Source organism: Pseudoalteromonas agarivorans (genome assembly GCF_024518735.1).
In the GTDB taxonomy this organism is placed as follows: Bacteria; Pseudomonadota; Gammaproteobacteria; order Enterobacterales; family Alteromonadaceae; genus Pseudoalteromonas; species Pseudoalteromonas atlantica.
Window position 1 is genome coordinate 55,968 of sequence record NZ_JANIGJ010000006.1, and the last position, 17,986, is coordinate 73,953.

Below are 17,986 nucleotides of genomic sequence, written 5' to 3' on the forward strand. Positions count from 1 at the left end.
TTGGGGCAGAAATGAGTTAAATCTGGAAGGTAGCTTCACGCCATGAGGCACTCGACAACATAAATAATGATTATAACTGGTAAGGTATTTTACTGTGTCGGATGGCGCTTCGCTTATCCGACCTACACAGGCTGATGAAGTACCATGAGTTAAACCTGAGCGTTCAAGTTAAAACATATTCAACTAACAGCTAATAGCTAAAAACTAATAGCTAGCTCTTCTCAAACCTTGGCACTTTTCGCTTATCGGCTTTACTCATAGCAAGCTCTTGAATTTCTTCTTGCTTTAGCTCTTTTGGTTTATCTTCTAATGAATGCTGCTTGGCGTTTTCATACACCAGCTCGGTAAGTAGTGCAAAGTGGTCTGAGCCATATTTAGCAAGGCGCTTAATGCGTTTTACTTTAAAGCCTTGGCTGTGAAATAAATGATCGAGCGGCCAACGCATAAAAAAGTAACTTGCATGAAAGGTGTTATAAAAGCCACGGCCTTTACGTGGGTCTAAAAAACCACTTATTTGCATAAATAAACGGGTGCTGCGCGACCATGCTACGTCGTTTAAATCACCGGCTACAATGGTCGGGCGTGTTGGCTTTTTAAGTGCTTTAGCTACCATTATTAGCTCTGAGTCGCGTGGGCGCGATGAGTCTTCTTCTGTTGGGCTTGGTGGCGCGGGGTGTATAAAGTGCCCTTGCATTTCAAGGCCTTCATTGTTTTCGAACAGGATATGAATTGAAGGAATATCATCTTCAATGAGCTCACATATTTGCGCATCAAGAATTTTAAATTTACTGTATAAATGCATGCCGTAGCGGTTGTCTTTAGGGCATTCAATATAATAGGGGTAGTTTTTTTTAAGAACAGCTAATTTGTTTTCCCACCAGCTGTCGCTTTCAAGGGTAATTAATAAATCGGGCTGGTGTTTATCAACCAGTGAGATTAGTTGCTCACTATTGTGGTTTGACATAAGCACATTAGCCGACATGATTCTAACACTGTGATCTTCGCTCACTGAGGCCGTTTTAACTTCTTTTTTAGCAAGCCAAGTGTAAGGAAATATCCACTTACCTTGTAATGCCATGGTTAGTAATGCGGTTAAAGCAGTATACAAATACCCGCTATTGCTGCTTTGCCACAGTAAATAAAACGATATAATTGCAACAGCGCTGGCTATATAAAATACCTGTAGTCGAACGAAGTCGCAGCTGCGCACTAAGTAGTGCTGACTGTACGACATAGGTAACAAGGTCACTAATAAAAAAAAGCCAATGATTATAGCCAGTGCAATGAGCATTTAAATATCCTTATAAATTGTACTTAACGAGTTAAAATTGAAAGTATTTCTCGGGTATCGTGCACCATGTGTATAACTGTACTGTCTATTTTTATACTTACTGTACCATTATCTCTAGAACGTTCAATAACGCGGCCTTGTTTATAAACGTTGCGGTCTAGGTAATCGCCTCTATGGTAACGCTTACTTAACCCTGGTGGCGTCCACCCAGCACGCACTAACTTTTTTTGCTGCTTTTTAGATAGTTTCTTACTGCTTTTATAGTTGTGCTGCTGATGTTTATGGTGACCATTTTTATGGCCGTGATTGTCTTTGTCGGGCTTTGCCTGTGCATTAACGCTAACCAAGGCACCCGCTAAAAAAACCGTATATAAAAACGCTTTCATAAATAATCTCTAATAATGTTAATAGCTAAAGATTATCAAACACGCCTGAACATCATATGAAACTGCAAGCAGCTATTTATCTCGGCTTGTACTGTGTTTTGCAATGGCTACGCATTATGGCTGGGTCTCGCAGTTTTAAATGCTTGGTTTTACGCCCTGCGTGGCGTTTGCGCCACACTTTAAAACTCCCCTTTGAAATATGCTCTCGCATAAACAATACCAGCTGTGAATAATTAAGCCCGTATAACTGCTCTATTGCCTCAAAGGGAGTTCTGTCTTCCCACGCCATTTCTATAATTCGCGATTGCTGCTCTGCGTTAAACATGGTTATCTCTTAAAATTTAAACTTATACGAGAAGAAAAAATACATAGATCATCACCTCAAAACCGAATATCGCTGTATAATAAACACACTAACATAAGAAAAAATCGGATTTACATTTATGCGCACATTATTGCTGCTTTTAGCTTTTAGTTTTTCTTCGCTATTATTAGCCGCGCCTAATAAAACGCTGCGCTGTGCAACTACCCATTACCCGCCTTTTACAATTTATGACGATAAAACACATACCTTTACGGGCATAGACATAGACTATTTAGCTTTTATAGAGCGTAATTTAAATTTAAACATTGAGGTGGTGCATTTACCGTGGGCACGCATTAAAAAAGAAATGACGTTAGGTTACTACGATTGTTACTTTGCGTTGGCTAATAATACCGAGCGTGCGCAATATTTAGAATTTACCACTGAGCCGCTACACACCACTCAATTTGGTTTATTTAGCACACAAAAAGCGAACCTTAATAATGACTTATCAAATTCACGTATTGCTATGCTAAGAGGCGTTAAATTACCCAGTGTACTGGCAAAAGAATACAATATTAAACAAAGCAACTTTATGCATTCACTCTCCACTAAAGCCACGTTTGATTTGCTTAATAAACAGCGTGTTGACTACGCAATAACTAATTATCAAGCCGGTTTATGGTACTCAAAAGGCTATAAAAACATACATGCTAAGCAGCTTGAAGGCTACGCCCTACCTGTTTATATTGCTTTTAAGCACGGCGTGGTCAACACCGCACTCATTGATGAGCAAATAAAGCGCTATAAAGCACAATTCGGTGTGCATTAATAAGGTAGGCAATGTTAACTAAATTACCAAAATGGGTTGAGTACGGCGCGTTTACACTCGCCTTTATTGCTGGCATTGTTAACGCTATTGGGTTATTAGGGTTTGAGCATCAGGCTATTTCGCACCTTTCGGGCAGTGTAACGCTACTTGGCATTAGCTTAATGAGTAACGTCTCTAGCGCACTATTGCTATTGGCTGTAGTGCTGAGCTTTATGCTTGGCTCTGCCCTTTCTGGTTTTTTACTTACCGGCGGCTCGTTAAAGCTGGGACGCCATTACGACACCCTATTATTTATTGAAGGCCTATTACTGCTTTTAAGCGCCTATTTACTCAGCCACGCCCATGTTTATGGCATAACGCTTGCCTCTGCCGCCTGTGGTTTACAAAACGCCCTTGCCACTAACTACAGCGGCGCAGTAGTGCGCACCACTCATTTAACCGGTATTTTTACCGACCTAGGTTTAATGATAGGCAAAGTGCTAAAAGGTGAACCCTTTGATACCCGCAAAGGCGTAATATTTATACTTATTATTGCCGGCTTTTTATTAGGTGGAGTGTGCGGGTTTATGCTTTATGAGCACTTAGCCCTACTTGCTTTAACCGTGCCCGCTGCGGCTTGCTTTATATTATCGCTAACTTACCGGGTATATAGAATACGCGCACTTTAACGCAAGCGGTTTAAAAACTGTTTAAAACACCTTACCATGGCGTTAATAAAGCGTTACTCACCTTAAAGGAATGTATGAAACCTTATATTTTGCCGCTGTTATTGCCACTCAGCCACGTTGCAATTGCTGATAATAAAAACGATGATGCAATAGAAACCATAACAACCACCGCATCACGTACAGAAGCACTGGCTACCCCCTATCCACTTACTATTAGTACCTTATCTGAAGCGCAGTTAAATAGCATTGCGCCTACTCATGTTGAAGAGTCCTTACAACGTATTGCAGGTGCTAACGTACAGCGCGGAAATGGGCAAGAATACCTACCGGCCCTTCGCTCGCCGGTGCTCTCGGGCGCGGCAGCCTGTGGCGGCATACTAACCCTTGAAGATGGCATTGCACTGCGTGCTGCAGGCTTTTGTAATATTAACGAGCTTTTTGAAGCGCATAGTGAAATGGCGCAGCGCATAGAAGTACTCAAAGGCCCCGGCTCTGCACTTTATGGCTCAAATGCTGTGCATGGTGTTATTAATGTAATAACGCCCGATACCACGCAAGACGGTGGATTAGTCGGGCTTGATTATGGCTCATACGGGTATGCCCGTTATAAGCTTCGCGCTGGGCAAGACTACGGCAACAGTGGTATTGGCATAAACGCCAGTGTTACCGACGATACCGGTTACCGTGATGATGAAAGCGTTAAACAGCAAAAAATAAATATTCGCCACCGCTTTGAGCACTCAAACCTATTGCTTACCTCTGGCCTTACATACACAAATTTAGATCAGCACACTGCGGGCTTTATTACGGGTTTTGAAAGCTATAAAAACGAAGACATAGCACAGCAAAACTTTGACCCCGATGCATTTAGAAAAGCCCGCTCATTTAGAGCGTGGAGCAACGCCCAGTGGCAATTAAAAAACGGCAATGTGCTTTCTATTACGCCTTATGTGCGCGACCAAAGCATGGACTTTTTTAAGCATTTTTTACCTGGCACCCCGCTTGAAACCAACAGTCAAACAGGCATAGGTGTGCAATCGCTTTATCAACATAACTTGCAAAGTAATGTAAAAGTAAACCTAGGGCTTGATGGCGAATACACTCGCAGCGACTTTACTCAAAGCCAAAACCAGCCAACTCAAGGCTCTGCATTTTTAGTAGCCACAGTACCGCAAGGCAAACACTACGATTACGATGTAAACGCAACCCTGTATGCGCCGTTTGCATCAGTTGAGTGGCAATTAAATAAATGGTTTATTAGCGCCGGCCTCAGGTATGAGCATATGCAGTACGATTACACTAATAATATGCTCACAGGGCGCACAACAGAAGACGGCACAGAATGTGGTTTTGGCGGTTGCCGTTATAGTCGCCCAGCCAGTGGTAAAAATAGCTTTAGCAATACCTCACCTAAATTTGGCGTGAGCTACAAGCTCAACAATAACAATACGCTATACGCTAACTTTTCCCGTGGCTACCGAGCGCCGCAAGCGGCAGAGCTTTACCAATTACAACGCGAGCAAACGACCGCCGATTTAAACCCCGAAATAGCCAATAATGCCGAGCTTGGTTTAAAAGGATATTACAGCAATGTAAGTTACGCATTGGCTGTGTATGCTATGAGCAAACACAATACTATTTATCGCGATAGCGACTTCTTTAACGTTAACGATGGCAGTTCACGTCACAGAGGTATTGAGCTTGAAGTAGATTATGCATTAAGCAAAACGCTTAACTTACAATTTGCAGGTACGCATGCAAAGCACACGTATACCAATAATCAGTTAATTAATGGGCTAAATATAAACGGTAACAACGTAGACACCGCGCCTCGCAATGTGGCTAACCTTGATTTAACCTGGCAAGCCTTTAATAACCTAGCGCTTGCACTGCAATGGCATAGCGTAAGTAGTTACTATACCGACCCAGAAAACCTACATAGTTACGAGGGGCATGATATTTTAAGCTTGCGTGCAAAGTGGCAAGTTACCAATAATTTAGAAGTGCTTGCACGTATAATTAACCTTACCGACGAAGCTTATGCAGAGCGTGCTGATTACACCAGCTTTACTGGCGATAGGTACTTCCCTGGCAAGCCACGTAACGCCATGCTTTCGGCTACGTACACGTGGTAAAACCATGTATAAAGGTTAATTTAAATCGCCCATATATTTAGTGGGCGATTTTCCCATTACCTTTTTAAACATAGTTATAAACGCACTCACCGATTCGTACCCCAATAATGCCGACACTTGCTGTACAGTTTGCCCATCTGATAGAGCCTGCAGCGCTGTAATTATATGTAATTGCATTCGCCACTTACCAAAGGTCATACCGGTTTGCTTTTTTATAAGCCGTGCCAACGTCCGCTCGGTTAAAGCAAAATCGTGTGCCCATTGCGCAAGGGTTTTACGATTATTTGGCTGTGCGAGTAACTGCTGCCCCATTGCTTGAATAACCGCATGCTTAGATAACACAAAGTCGAGCGGCTGGGCGGGCATTTCAATTAATAAATCAAACAGTACCTGAGCTAAACGTGCTGTTTTAGTGTCTTCATTATAGGCTTGGTGTTCGCTCGCTAGTTTTAGCATTAAACTTTTTACCAGCCCCGTTATTGCTAATGTACAGGTATGCTGTGGCATGCCGTGCTTATTGGCATCAATAAATACAAAACATAATTTGGCGTTATCAGATGCGCGATTGCTGTGTAAGGTATTTGCAGGTACCCAAATAGCACTGTGCGTTGGCACCATCCACATTTTGTTAGCCGCTTCGCAGGTAACATAACCATCAAGCGCTAAAATTAGCTGCCCCTTAGGGTGAGTATGTAACGGGTATTCTTTGCTGCCTTGTGCGGTATCTACTTTGGCAATTATAGGCTGTGCCATGTGCTCGTAGTTTTGTAGGTATCCCCACCCTTTAGGCTCAAACATATTTTGTCAGTTTTTAGTTATTTAATGTCAGTATAGCTAAATTATAATACTGCTGATTTGTTTATACTAGCGCCAATAATTAGCTAACTTATTTTGTAATAATGACTCACACACCTCACAGTAATGCTGGTATGTCGCGCTTCTCAAGCGTATTGCTTGTAATGGGTATTTTACTTATTGCTGCCAATTTACGTGCGCCTTTTACAGGGGTTGCCCCTGTGCTTGAACAAATAATTGCGCATTTTAATTTAACCGCTTCGCAAGCAGGCTTTATTACCACGTTACCGCTAATTGCCTTTGCCGTTATATCGCCTATGGCTGCAAGCCTCGCTAAACGCCAAGGGCTTGAGCGCACATTGTTTTTTGCTGTATTTTTAATATTACTGGGTATTGCCGCACGGGTGGTTAATTCATCCATTATGCTCTTTGTAGGCACAGCCATAATAGGCGCAGGTATTGCCATAGCTAACGTATTGCTACCAAGTATAATAAAACGCGACTTTGCGGCAAAAGTGGCGGTAATGACCTCTGCTTATGTACTCACTATGGGCATTGCCTCGGGTGGCTTTTCAGCATTAGTTTATCCGCTTAGCCAATATGAAGGGTTAGGCTGGCAGTTTGCATTAGGGGCAAGTGCACTCATTACAATTACCACTTTAATTGTGTGGATGGCGCAATTAAATAAACACACAAAACCGGCACAAACAGCACAGGCTTCAACACTTAATAAAAGCGTATGGCGCTACCTACTTGCTTGGCAACTTACCTTGTTACTGGGGCTAAATTCATTTTTAAATTACATCATTATTACTTGGCTGCCTAGCATACTCACCGAAGCGGGCCAAAGCGCAACGCAAGCAGGCGCGTATCATGGTGCTTTTCAAATTGCGACCGCCATACCTGGGCTTGTGCTTATACCTTTGCTAGGAAAATTAAAAGATCAAAGTGCGCTTAGCTTTATACTCGCATCACTGAGTGCGTGCTGTGCGCTAGGGCTACTTTATATGCCAAGCTTTGCATTAGTGTGGACGCTACTACTTGGCTTTAGCTCGGGGGCGTGCTTTATTTTAGGGCTGTCGTTTATTAGCTTACGTACCGATAATTCCACGCAAGCGGCTTCGCTTTCGGGTATGTCACAAAGTATTGGCTATTTGTTGGCGGCTATTGGCCCTATGGTAGCTGGGGCGCTACATACAAGTACCGGCAGCTGGAGTGCGCCGCTTTGGTTATGTGCAGGTGCAGGTGTGTTATGTGCTACATGTGGATGGTTTAGCGGCAAAAACACCACGCTTAATAATAGTTAACTTACTAGCTGCTGTAACCATGAAAACAAGCCCGTTGCTGGCTTTTTTACGGGGCGATGCTTTTGCTCAAAGCGCTTATTAGCGGCTTGACGTTGCTCGCGGCGCAGCTGTGCTAAATTAGCTTTTGCAGCAAAACGCAAACGCTGCTCTTGGGTTAGTTCGTCATTAAAGTTAATGGCTGACTTTTTAACTGCTCGGCTACTTTTCGGTGAACTACACATATTTTTCTCCAAATGACTGTCTTATAAATAGACAGTCATTTGGTTAAAAAAATTTCAATTAATAATCTTTGCTTATCATTTTATGCTGTTTAGCTTTTAGCATGTAGCGCACCTTATTTAATATGGCGAGGTAGAACGGCATGCTTCTATCTCATCGCGGGTCGGCTTTTTTAAAAATTTAACGCTGTGGTTCTTTTCGTCAATTTTAACTATATCCATAACGGCCATTTTTTTTAGCCAACCAAACATAGGTAAAAACTGCCATTTTTTTGCAAAGGTGTTGGCGTTATTACAAATATCTTCGGCGTAGTTTATAGGTGGCGTAAACTTGTCGTGGTATTGGTGCAGTACCCAATCATCAATGTAATTAAGCTTTATGTTGTTAACTTTACACTGCATAGCAAAGTCGGTGTCTTCAGCGCCGTAACCAATAAATTGCTCATCAAAGCCATTCACTTTATTAAAGTCACGTTTATTAATCGCAAAAATTAAAGACCAAAAAGTTAAAAAATCTACATTTTCGTTTATAGGCAGGTTTTTGCGTTTAGGGTGATCAACAGCCTCCTCTACTAATAGCTCGTAGTTACCATTACAAGGCACATACGGTAAATACTTTGCCTTGGCACTTACCACTAATTTATGGGTTAATTTAGTCAGTAAATTTTCAAAAAGTGTGGGAGAGCAAATACAGTCTACGTCTATAAATATAACGTTATTTTGCTGAGCATTTTCAACCCCAGTATTACGCGCTTTAGCGAGGGGTAAACCTGTGCTTTGCATATATACATTTTTGGTTAAAAAAGACGTGCTTGGGGTAACATTGTGGCTGTTTTTTTTATCCATCCACACCACCACCATATCGGTTGGGCGCAGCGTACTATTTTCTATACTATGAATAAGGTTAGCAAGTTGCTGGTGACGCCCTTTTACAATAGTAACGACTGAAAATTTATGGCTCAATTGCAACCTCCTCAACTAACGTAATAAATTCGCTAATAAACTGTTCTGTATCACTTATTATTTGTGCTTTACTCATTTTGGTTTTTCTTGCATCAATTAATGCGGCCTCTATTAGGGCATTGTTTTGCTGTAAAAACGCTGAAAAAGGTAAATGCACGGCAAGATTATTTTTAGCTAACATACGCGCTTTTTCATCTTGCTCTTGGTAGGGTCGGTTTTCGGGTATAACAATCAGCTTTTTCCCCAGTGCTAACAACTGTGATACTGCATTATTGCCACCACTTGTAACTACAACGCTTGCAGTAATCGCTTGGTTTATATTAGCCACCATCCCTTTATAGGTTACTCCTTTAATAGGCTCGCCGTGGCAGCCAATAACCTCAACGTGATCTGTGTAATTAGTAAGTACACGTGCAATTAATGCCGCTCTTTGGGCATTTGTTATTAGCAAAGTAATATGATTGCCAAAACCTGTTTTTGAGGCGCTTTCACAACCTGTGTATTTTGATATAAACCCCAAATAATGGGTTTTATTAAAATAGCCGTAGTGAGGTGTTTCTAGCTGCTTTGGGTACGGGGCGTATAATTTAGTCGCGCATTCATAGGCAAACACTTGAGTAGGGTCGCCACTAATATCACCCGAATGGCGCTGCATTAAAACAGGTAAACCAATACTTCTGGCCATAATAGTGAGTTCGGCCGATACATCACTTATAAATAATACCGGTTTGTATTGCTGCGCTAATAAGTTAAAAGTTATAGAGCGCTCAAGTGGCGCTTCGCTAAATTCTATTCCTTCAAACGCTGCGTTATAGCTCCTTTGCACTGAGTTTTGCTCTGCCCATTTTGAAGGCAGCTTTTCGAAAACGCTCCGCTTACACACTTTATTTAAAGCCATTTTGACTTTTAAATCGCCATAGAGCACCACTACGTTATAGCTATTTTGAAGCTTATTTATAAGTAATTCAGCGCGTGTAATGTGGCCCGCGCCATGATGATGAACATAAAAAAATACAGTCGGTAAATTTGGCTCATAATTTGGCTCATATAAGTGCTGCATATTCGGCCTCATAATTTGAAACAGTAACGTTAAAGTCGAAGTTTTTAGCGAATGATTGGCACGCTTGCGGCGTTATTTTGCCCAGTTTTTTAATGGCTGATACAGCTTCATCCACATTGTTTAGTGCGGTGCACACATTAGAAAATCGCAATTCTTCGGGTATGGCTGTTTTAAAGCCTACAACCGGTATGCCATGAGCAAGCGCTTCAATGGTTGTTAGGCCAAAAGGTTCGTGCCACTTAGAGGTGGCTAAAAATAAGCGAGATTTAGCAAGTTCTGCAAATAACTCATCATGTTTTAAATGCCCTAAATAACAAACGGAGTCTGTAAGTAAGGGTTCGACTTTAGCTTTAAAATATTCTTCATCTTCAATGGGGCCAGCTATACATAAATTGCGCTGTAACTTTTGCGCTATTTGAATCGCCGATACTAGGTCTTTTTCGGCGTTAATACGCCCCATCCAAAACAAATCATGGGTTTTATTTTCTTCTAGCACACATTCACTTTTGGGCATAGTAACGCCATTTGAAATCACTTTAATTGCGCTACCAAGCTGAGACTCCCACTCTTTACACAACCGGTTAGACACGGCTATATAACGATGATCGCTACGCGCTTTATGCAGCTTATGTATTAAGCCAAGCTTTGGTGATACAGGGGCATGTAAAGTAATCATGCTTTTTATATTGTGCAGTAATGCAACATCATATATCGCATGATAATAACTGTGGTAATGCACCACGTCGTAATACGAATTATCTATTAGCGCAAACTGGGCGGCCTGATACAGTTTTTGGCCTTCTTCTTCTGTGGTTATGTTGTCTTTCATGCGCAGGGGGGATTCATCTAACTGTAAAATGTTAAACTCGTTTTCTTCATCAGCGTCTTTACACAACACATCAACAGTGTGCCCTTTTTTACAAAGTGCGTTAGCTAAATTAGCAACAAAGGCCTCTGTACCCCCCTTAAAAGGTTGTCGCAAAGAAACTATAGGGCTTGCGACCATTAGTATTCTCATGCAATTCTCCCTAATATATTGCTGTATTCGCTGCACATTTTAGCTATAGGGAAATTACGCGCGCTTTTAATTACATCATTTTTATTTAACGAAAAAGAAGCTTCAAGCGCGGCGGCTAAACTGTTTACGTTATTACCTTTAGCCAGTACGCCTGCCCCTTCACTGACTATTTCAGCAAACGCACCGCGATTAAACGACACCACTGGCGTACCTGTTGCCATAGCTTCTAAAGTAGAAAGCCCAAATGGCTCATCCCAGCGGGTGCCAAATACAGCAGCTTTGGCATTTGCCAATTGGAGTTTAATACTGTGGTGATCAAGATGCCCTAAATAGCTATCGCAGGGCCTTAGCAAAGGGCGTACTACATCATCCATATAGTGTTTATCTGCGATGGGGCCGGCAAATTTAATAGCAATCCCCATTTGTTGCGCTGTAGATATTGCTATATCAATGCCCTTACTCGGTAATATTCGGCCATAAGTAAATACATAATCTTGAGGGTTCTTTGTTACCTGCCAACGTTTAAGGTCTATACCATTGTAAGTAACTTCTACTTTATCGTTTATAAAGGGCTTCCACGCCTCAGCTAAAGAATGCGACACTGCGGTGAAGTGTATAAACGGCGAGTAAGAAGCCAGCCCCACAACCGCTTTAAGTTTTGAATAAGGCGGCGTATGCAATGTGGTTAACATGGGAATGTTATGTTTACTGGCCCACAATATGGGGATGGGATTAAGAGAGTTATTATGTACTACGTCAAACTGCTCTTTAGTTATATCGGCCATTACCTTGAGCATAAAATCGTTTTCAACTATATCGGGATATTGTTGATATTGGCTGTTATCTATCTGAAACGATTTTAAATTACAGTTAACCTCGCTGTCTGGGTGAGCATATAAAGTAACCTCATACACTGATTGGTAGTATTCAACCAGTGCACCAGTAAAGGCTTCTAGCCCACCAGCATAGGGCGATTTAATAGGAAATCGAGGGTGAGCTATAATCGCAAGTTTCATACTGCAAGCTCCTCGCGTCCGTGCGGCTTTTTATACAAAAGAACCAATGACGATTCCTTTTTGCTTTTTGCAGTAAACATTTTTTTCATTAACTGCCAATCACTGCTTGGCGCTGTTTCAAAGGGTAAAAACTCTAATAAAGAATCTTTTTTAAATATTATGCTTTCCAGCGGTCTTTGATAGGTGTGCTCTACTTTCTTTGTGTTATCAAAGTAATAAGGAGTAAAAACAAAGTCCTCTTCAAAGCCTTCGTTTATTAGTTTAAAAGTGTGCTTTTCATCAAATACGTCATCATCTGTACGAAAAACCACAAAGTCACTTAACGTAGCTTGCAGCCCCACGTTATAAGCCGCAAACCGACAGTTTAGCTGGTGATCAATATAAATGATGTTTGGGTCAATCGCCTTTAACCTTAGGCGTAAGTTATACCTTTGTTTGTACTTTTGCGTTGAATTATCAACAATGGTTATGATGCAGTTACTGGCGTATTTTTGTATTTCTTTAACCCGATCTATAACACCTTCATTGCAGTGGTAAGTTACTAACACAATGGCAGTTTTACAGTATCTTTTGCTTTTCATTATTCTTCCTTAGCCACATTTTTATTTAAAACCGCTTTAAACAAGGGCATTAATTTCCGTATCTATTACGCTAATAAATTAAGCGCTAACTTTTGTAATCGTTAAAATAAGCACTTAATTGCTTTAAGCGCAGCTCTAAGGCTAATTTTTCAGAGAGTTTCCAGTGTGGTAGTTTTTTTAAACGTGATTTGGCCGCTTCCAATTCAGCCCCCACTTCGCTTGTAGATAAAATTCTCATTTGTTTCACCTCATAATAAATATGCAGTCCATAAGAATTTATCAGCAAATAACAAGCCAAATAGGTACAGCTAAAAATTAAATATATATTTATAAATATCAAAAACTTATATTTTAAAAAAGTGGAAATGTGTTTTTATAAAGGAGGGCATAGGCATATATTTCAATAAAATATGAAAATAATTCACAAGCGCTTTAGCTCATAAATACTTAATCACTCGCGTTAAAAAACGCTCTAAAGCAACAATAAACAGATTTAAATATAAAGAAGAATACAAAAGGAAGGGTAATTAAAATAGCTGCTAGTGGGACTCTCCCACTAGCAAGGCATGGCTAATAAGTTGTTTTATATACTCAGCGCCCATTACGCTTATGATTGAGGCGTAGTTTCAAAAGCCGGCACTTGGTGTAAATCGTTTAGCCATGTAAGCGTTGATTGCGACCAAATTTGCGCAGCTGGGGTAAATTCATCACGCTGATCAACTGCCCCTATGCGCAGGCCATACACTCTATCGGCTTTTGCTTCGTTCGTTGCGTAAAGTGTAGTGCCGCACGTACCACAAAAACCTTGTGCGCGTTTATTACCGCTTTGTGCTGTTTTAACATACTCTTTTGGCTCGCCTTTAGTAAATACCACCGAGTTTGGCTCAGCCATAATTACCGCTCTAAATGGCCCACTCGACATGCGTTGGTAATCGCTACAATGACATACAAGTACGTTATTATTTTGCGACTGAGCTTGGTATTTAATTTCACCACAATAGCAGCTTCCAGTAATTTTCATTTTACTCTCCTTGAGCATGTTTAAAGGTGCTTAACCTAAATAAGCTAAAATAATTTTAGGTAGTTCTTGCGCGTATTGCTGCGCCGATAAATCACAGGCTATCGCAGGGGTTAAATCGTGATACAGCACTTTATCAAGCAATGAACTGACAATTAAAAATACCGCCGTACCTGCCGCTGCTTCGCTCACTTTGGTATCTGTTTGGCTAATTAATTGCGCTAACCGCTGATAAATTACTCGCCTGTTTATGTGTTTATCACTGCCTAATAACTCGCTGTGTAAACGCGAATTTAAATGCAGGGTTCTAAATACCCCCTGCTGTGATGATAAAAACACATAGGTTTTATGGCATAAAGTGTTAACTACATCGTCTAAGTTTTTATAGTGCTGCGCCTCAAGCTCACTTACCCAGTTATCTAATGCAATACCAAAGTCTTGATACAACATGGGCAGCAACGACTCTTTATTTTTAAAGCGACGGTAAAACGTACCTACCGACACCTCGGCGTAATCGGCCAGCTCTTTTATACTTATGTGCTCAAAAAACTTACTTTTTAAACTGTGGTGCAGCGCTTTTACTAGTTTTTCTTGGGTTTGTTGGCTGCGTTGTTGCTTAGGCGCCAAAAAAGGGGGTTCAGACATAAATTCAAACATGTTGAGTTGTAAGCGCACGTACTGTGCAGCTTGTTAATATAAACAACAATACCCAGCCAGCAATTACATTACTCGCTGGGTAGTTATGTCGTTATTTTTGGCTATTTAAATAATCTACCGCTAATTGGCTAAGCGCTTTGGTACCCACTTTAAACGATGACTCATCGGCGTAAAAATAAGGTGAGTGGTTACTTGCTACCGTTTTTAAGTCTTGATCGTCAGGCGTACCACCTAAAAATACAAATACACTCGGTATTTCTAGGGCATAAAACGAAAAGTCTTCTGCGCCGGTTATTTTACCCATTTCTTGCACGTTTTGTTTACCGGCTGCTTTTTCAAGGCTAGGTAACATTTGCGCAGTAAGTTCAGGGTTATTAACCGTTACCGGGTAACCTTCGTGAATATGCACATCGGCCGTTGCCCCCGATGATTTAGCAATATGTGTAGCGGTTGTTTTAATATTTTCAAAGATTTGCGCACGATTATCCATATCAAAATTACGAATAGTGCCAACCATTTCAACTTCTTCAGGAATAATATTATTACGCACACCACCCGCTATTTTACCAAACGACACAATAGCAGGCTCTTTGGTTATATTTACTTGGCGGCTAACAATATGGTTAACGCCCGTTACAATTTGCGCAGCGGCAGCAATAGGGTCAACGCCTGTCCACGGTGCTGAGCCATGGGCTTGGCGACCGTGTACAGTTATTTCAAAGCGATCGGCACTGGCCATAAACGGCCCACTTCGATAGCCAATTTTCCCCGTATGTAGGCTCGATGTAATATGTAGACCAAAGGCTACGTCAGGTTTATATTTTTTAAATATACCTTCTTTAAGCATTAGTTCTGCACCGCCCTCTTCGCCTAAAGGTGCGCCCTCTTCAGCAGGCTGAAACACAAACATGATGTTGCCATGCAATTCATCTTTCATATTTGCTAATACTTCGGCTGCGCCCATTAGCATAGCTACGTGCGTGTCGTGGCCACAAGCATGCATTATGCCTACATCAACGCCACGGAAATTTGTGGTTTTGGTTGATTTAAATGGCACATCTGTTTTTTCTGTTACCGGTAGCGCATCCATATCGGCGCGTAGCATTACTGTAGGGCCAGGCTTTGCGCCTTTTAAAATACCAACAACACCAGTGTAAGCAATATCGGTTTGTACTTGCATACCTAACGACTTTAAATGTTTAGCCACAATGCCTGCGGTACGCGTTTCGCGATTACCAAGTTCTGGGTTTTGGTGAAAGTCGCGTCGCCATTCAATTACCTGTTGCTCTACATTTTTAACGTGTTGATCAAGGTTCGCCTGTGCGTTAAACGCACCAAGTGCAGCAAAACCTAATGCCACTGAAAGTAGTGATTTTTTCATCCTGATTTCCTTTATTATTTTAATGAAGCCCAACAACCGATTTAGTGTTATCGAAAAGTGCTGTTAAGTTATAGCCTACACCATTTTTAAATTTATTTTTTTACTACGAGCGCTAAGGCGTACAAGTTTGAAAGTAATACTAAAACACTGTTTACTGTAATAGCACCATCTAAAAATGTAAATATGGATTCACATTTTAATTCATCATACTTTAATAAATCTTTTTTACTGTACTCTTTTTAAATTACACGGAATGACCATGAAAAATCGAATCGCTAAAAAGCACGTTTTAAAATCAACATTGGCACTGACTATTGCACTCGCATTGAGTGGCTGCGACATTGATGATGACGATAATAACGACCCTGTCGTTGTAGAAACACCAGAGCCTGCACCGGTTACTTTGCGCGTAATGGAAACAACCGACATACACATGTATTTATCTAACTACGATTACTTTGCACAAGCCCCCTCAGAAACCTTAGGGTTTGTTAACACCGCCACCCTTATAAAAGAAGCCCGCAATGAAGTGCAAAACAGTGTACTTGTTGATAATGGTGATTTAATTCAAAACAGCCCGCTTGGCGATTACGAAGCGATTGTACGTAAAGACGATATTTTAAATGGCGCAACCCATGTGGCCTTTAAAGCAATGAACTTGCTTGATTACGATGTTGCTAACTTAGGAAACCATGAATTTAACTTTGGCTTAGAGTTTTTAGATGCCACATTAAGTGGTGCCGACTTCCCGTATATTAATGCCAATGTATACGTTGATGATGGTGATGATGACGACAGCAACGATGAAAACCGTTACACCCCGTACTACCTTCAAGATAAAACCGTATTTGATATAAACGGCAACGAACAAACAATTAAAATTGGTTACTTAGGCCTTACCCCACCGCAAATTATGCAATGGGATAGCGCGCACTTACAAGGTAAGGTCATTGCTAAAGATATTGTTGCTACTGCTGAAAAGTTCATTCCACAAATGAAAGCACAAGGTGCCGATATTATTATTGCCATTCCGCACTCTGGGTTAACAGCCAGCGCCCAAGAAGACCTCGCTGAAAATACGGCCCTTTACCTGTCTAAAGTAGATGACGTAGATGCCATATTGTTTGGTCATAACCACCGTTTGTTTCCGGGTGATTCGTCGTACGATGGCTATGAATCGGCGGGTATTGATAACGTAAACGGTAAACTTAATGGCGTACCGGCTGTTATGCCTGGCTTTTTTGGCAATAACTTAGGGGTTATTGATTTAATTGTTGAGCCAAACGATGAAGGCGGCTGGGAAGTAACCAGCTCAAAAGTAGAAACCCGCGCCATTAGTGGTACAGATGAAAACGGCGACTTTGTTGATTTAGCTGCTGTAGATACCGATGTAGCTGCCGCAATTGAGCTTGAACACCAAGCAACGATTGATTGGGTGAGCGAACCATTTGCTGAAATTTCAAACCCTATTTATAGCTTTTTTGCTTTGGTGCAAGACGATCCGTCAATTCAAATAGTATCAGATGCACAAATAGCGTGGGGTAAAGCATTTATTCAAGGCACTGAGCTTGATGGCTTACCCGTGCTTTCGGCAGCAGCCCCTTTTAGAGCTGGCCGCAATGGTATTGAAGATTATACCAATGTAAAAGCAGGCGATATTACCTTACTAGATACCGTTAGTTTGTATGTGTTTCCAAACACTATTCGTATGGTAAAAGTAACAGGTAGCGATGTTAAAGAGTGGCTTGAACGCTCTGCGGGTCAGTTTAATCAGATTGATGTAAACAGCAGCGCTGAGCAAAACCTACTCGATACCACTTTTCCTACTTTTAACTTTGATATTATTGACGGCGTTACCTTTGAAATTGACGTCACTCAGCCAAAACGATACGACAACGATGGCGTATTAATAAGTGAAAACAATTCGCGCATTACTAACTTGCAATACCAAGGTGAAGCGATAGATTTAGAAGCAGAGTTTTTAATTGTAACTAATAACTATCGTGCATCGGGCGGCGGTAATTTCCCCGCGATTGATGGTACTAGCCGTGAAACATTTGAAGGCCCAGATGAAAACCGCGGTGTGCTGCGTAGCTACATTATTAGCGAAGCCGCTAAAAGTAGCACAGGCAGTATTGACCCTTCGGCCGATAATAACTGGCGCTTTAGCACCGTGACCACCAGCACAGAGCTAAACGTTGTGTTTAGAACATCACCGCTTGATGAAGTAGCTACTATTGCACAAACACTCCCTGCAGTTGCGCCTACCTCACCACTTAAAACAGACGAAAATGGTTTTGCGCTATACACCATAGATTTAAAAAACTAATCGCACATAACCTACAAAAACCAGCTT

The 17,986-nt window shown here is 41.3% G+C and carries 19 protein-coding genes; 5 read left to right on the forward strand and 14 right to left on the reverse strand.

What is annotated here, in order from left to right; all coding sequences use genetic code 11:
* Window positions 1–211: 211 nt before the first annotated feature.
* The 3 genes from NQT65_RS11790 to NQT65_RS11800 form a co-directional block, all read right to left on the reverse strand.
* Complete coding sequence (locus NQT65_RS11790) at window positions 212–1,291, reverse strand: endonuclease/exonuclease/phosphatase family protein (RefSeq protein ID WP_256851245.1); 1,080 nt, start codon at window positions 1,289–1,291, stop codon at window positions 212–214.
* Between the two features lie 23 nt (window positions 1,292–1,314).
* A complete protein-coding gene (locus NQT65_RS11795) occupies window positions 1,315–1,677 on the reverse strand; it encodes a hypothetical protein (protein WP_024031662.1) in 363 nt (120 codons plus the stop codon).
* Window positions 1,678–1,753: 76 nt separating this feature from the next.
* On the reverse strand, window positions 1,754–2,002 hold the full coding sequence (locus NQT65_RS11800) for a TIGR03643 family protein (RefSeq protein WP_004588496.1): 249 nt from the start codon (window positions 2,000–2,002) through the stop codon (window positions 1,754–1,756).
* Window positions 2,003–2,120: 118 nt separating this feature from the next.
* Here NQT65_RS11800 and NQT65_RS11805 point away from each other — a divergent pair, with 118 nt between their 5' ends.
* The 3 genes from NQT65_RS11805 (at window position 2,121) to NQT65_RS11815 (ending at window position 5,616) form a co-directional block, all read left to right on the forward strand.
* Window positions 2,121–2,813, forward strand: a complete 693-nt coding sequence (locus NQT65_RS11805; RefSeq protein ID WP_256851246.1) for a substrate-binding periplasmic protein — start codon at window positions 2,121–2,123, stop codon at window positions 2,811–2,813.
* Window positions 2,814–2,824: 11 nt separating this feature from the next.
* Window positions 2,825–3,481, forward strand: coding sequence for a YoaK family protein (locus tag NQT65_RS11810; RefSeq protein WP_256851247.1), 657 nt, complete (start codon window positions 2,825–2,827; stop codon window positions 3,479–3,481).
* A gap of 74 nt (window positions 3,482–3,555) precedes the next feature.
* A complete protein-coding gene (locus tag NQT65_RS11815; RefSeq protein WP_256851248.1) occupies window positions 3,556–5,616 on the forward strand; it encodes a TonB-dependent receptor in 2,061 nt (686 codons plus the stop codon).
* A 15-nt stretch (window positions 5,617–5,631) separates the two neighbouring features.
* Here NQT65_RS11815 and NQT65_RS11820 read toward each other — a convergent pair whose 3' ends face one another.
* On the reverse strand, window positions 5,632–6,414 hold the full coding sequence (locus NQT65_RS11820; RefSeq protein ID WP_256851249.1) for an AraC family transcriptional regulator: 783 nt from the start codon (window positions 6,412–6,414) through the stop codon (window positions 5,632–5,634).
* A gap of 101 nt (window positions 6,415–6,515) precedes the next feature.
* Between NQT65_RS11820 and NQT65_RS11825 the strand changes: the two genes are divergently transcribed.
* Window positions 6,516–7,718: an MFS transporter gene (locus NQT65_RS11825; RefSeq protein ID WP_256851250.1), complete on the forward strand. Its 1,203-nt coding sequence runs from the start codon at window positions 6,516–6,518 to the stop codon at window positions 7,716–7,718.
* Here the strand turns inward: NQT65_RS11825 and NQT65_RS11830 are convergent.
* The 10 genes from NQT65_RS11830 to NQT65_RS11875 form a co-directional block, all read right to left on the reverse strand.
* Window positions 7,715–7,939: a hypothetical protein gene (locus NQT65_RS11830; protein WP_054983520.1), complete on the reverse strand. Its 225-nt coding sequence runs from the start codon at window positions 7,937–7,939 to the stop codon at window positions 7,715–7,717. The genes NQT65_RS11825 and NQT65_RS11830 overlap by 4 nt on opposite strands.
* Window positions 7,940–8,056: 117 nt before the next feature.
* A complete protein-coding gene (locus NQT65_RS11835) occupies window positions 8,057–8,899 on the reverse strand; it encodes a glycosyltransferase family 2 protein (protein WP_256851251.1) in 843 nt (280 codons plus the stop codon).
* Window positions 8,889–9,959 (reverse strand): glycosyltransferase, encoded by a 1,071-nt coding sequence (locus NQT65_RS11840; protein ID WP_256851252.1) that lies wholly within the window; start codon window positions 9,957–9,959, stop codon window positions 8,889–8,891. The genes NQT65_RS11835 and NQT65_RS11840 overlap by 11 nt, the downstream gene beginning before the upstream one ends.
* Complete coding sequence (locus tag NQT65_RS11845) at window positions 9,943–10,977, reverse strand: glycosyltransferase (protein ID WP_256851253.1); 1,035 nt, start codon at window positions 10,975–10,977, stop codon at window positions 9,943–9,945. The genes NQT65_RS11840 and NQT65_RS11845 overlap by 17 nt, the downstream gene beginning before the upstream one ends.
* Window positions 10,974–11,993 (reverse strand): glycosyltransferase, encoded by a 1,020-nt coding sequence (locus NQT65_RS11850; RefSeq protein WP_096042208.1) that lies wholly within the window; start codon window positions 11,991–11,993, stop codon window positions 10,974–10,976. The genes NQT65_RS11845 and NQT65_RS11850 overlap by 4 nt, the downstream gene beginning before the upstream one ends.
* Entirely contained in the window at window positions 11,990–12,574 is a 585-nt protein-coding gene (locus tag NQT65_RS11855; RefSeq protein ID WP_256851254.1) for a glycosyltransferase, read from the reverse strand. Before NQT65_RS11855 ends, NQT65_RS11850 begins: the two co-directional genes overlap by 4 nt.
* A gap of 85 nt (window positions 12,575–12,659) precedes the next feature.
* Window positions 12,660–12,812 (reverse strand): hypothetical protein, encoded by a 153-nt coding sequence (locus tag NQT65_RS11860; protein WP_024031649.1) that lies wholly within the window; start codon window positions 12,810–12,812, stop codon window positions 12,660–12,662.
* A 369-nt stretch (window positions 12,813–13,181) separates the two neighbouring features.
* Window positions 13,182–13,595, reverse strand: coding sequence for a GFA family protein (locus tag NQT65_RS11865; protein WP_256851255.1), 414 nt, complete (start codon window positions 13,593–13,595; stop codon window positions 13,182–13,184).
* Window positions 13,596–13,625: 30 nt separating this feature from the next.
* Window positions 13,626–14,237, reverse strand: a complete 612-nt coding sequence (locus NQT65_RS11870) for a TetR/AcrR family transcriptional regulator (protein WP_256846686.1) — start codon at window positions 14,235–14,237, stop codon at window positions 13,626–13,628.
* A 103-nt stretch (window positions 14,238–14,340) separates the two neighbouring features.
* A complete protein-coding gene (locus NQT65_RS11875; protein WP_054983526.1) occupies window positions 14,341–15,630 on the reverse strand; it encodes a M20 family metallopeptidase in 1,290 nt (429 codons plus the stop codon).
* A 259-nt stretch (window positions 15,631–15,889) separates the two neighbouring features.
* Between NQT65_RS11875 and NQT65_RS11880 the strand changes: the two genes are divergently transcribed.
* Window positions 15,890–17,959, forward strand: coding sequence for a bifunctional 2',3'-cyclic-nucleotide 2'-phosphodiesterase/3'-nucleotidase (locus NQT65_RS11880; protein WP_024031646.1), 2,070 nt, complete (start codon window positions 15,890–15,892; stop codon window positions 17,957–17,959).
* Window positions 17,960–17,986: the final 27 nt, after the last annotated feature.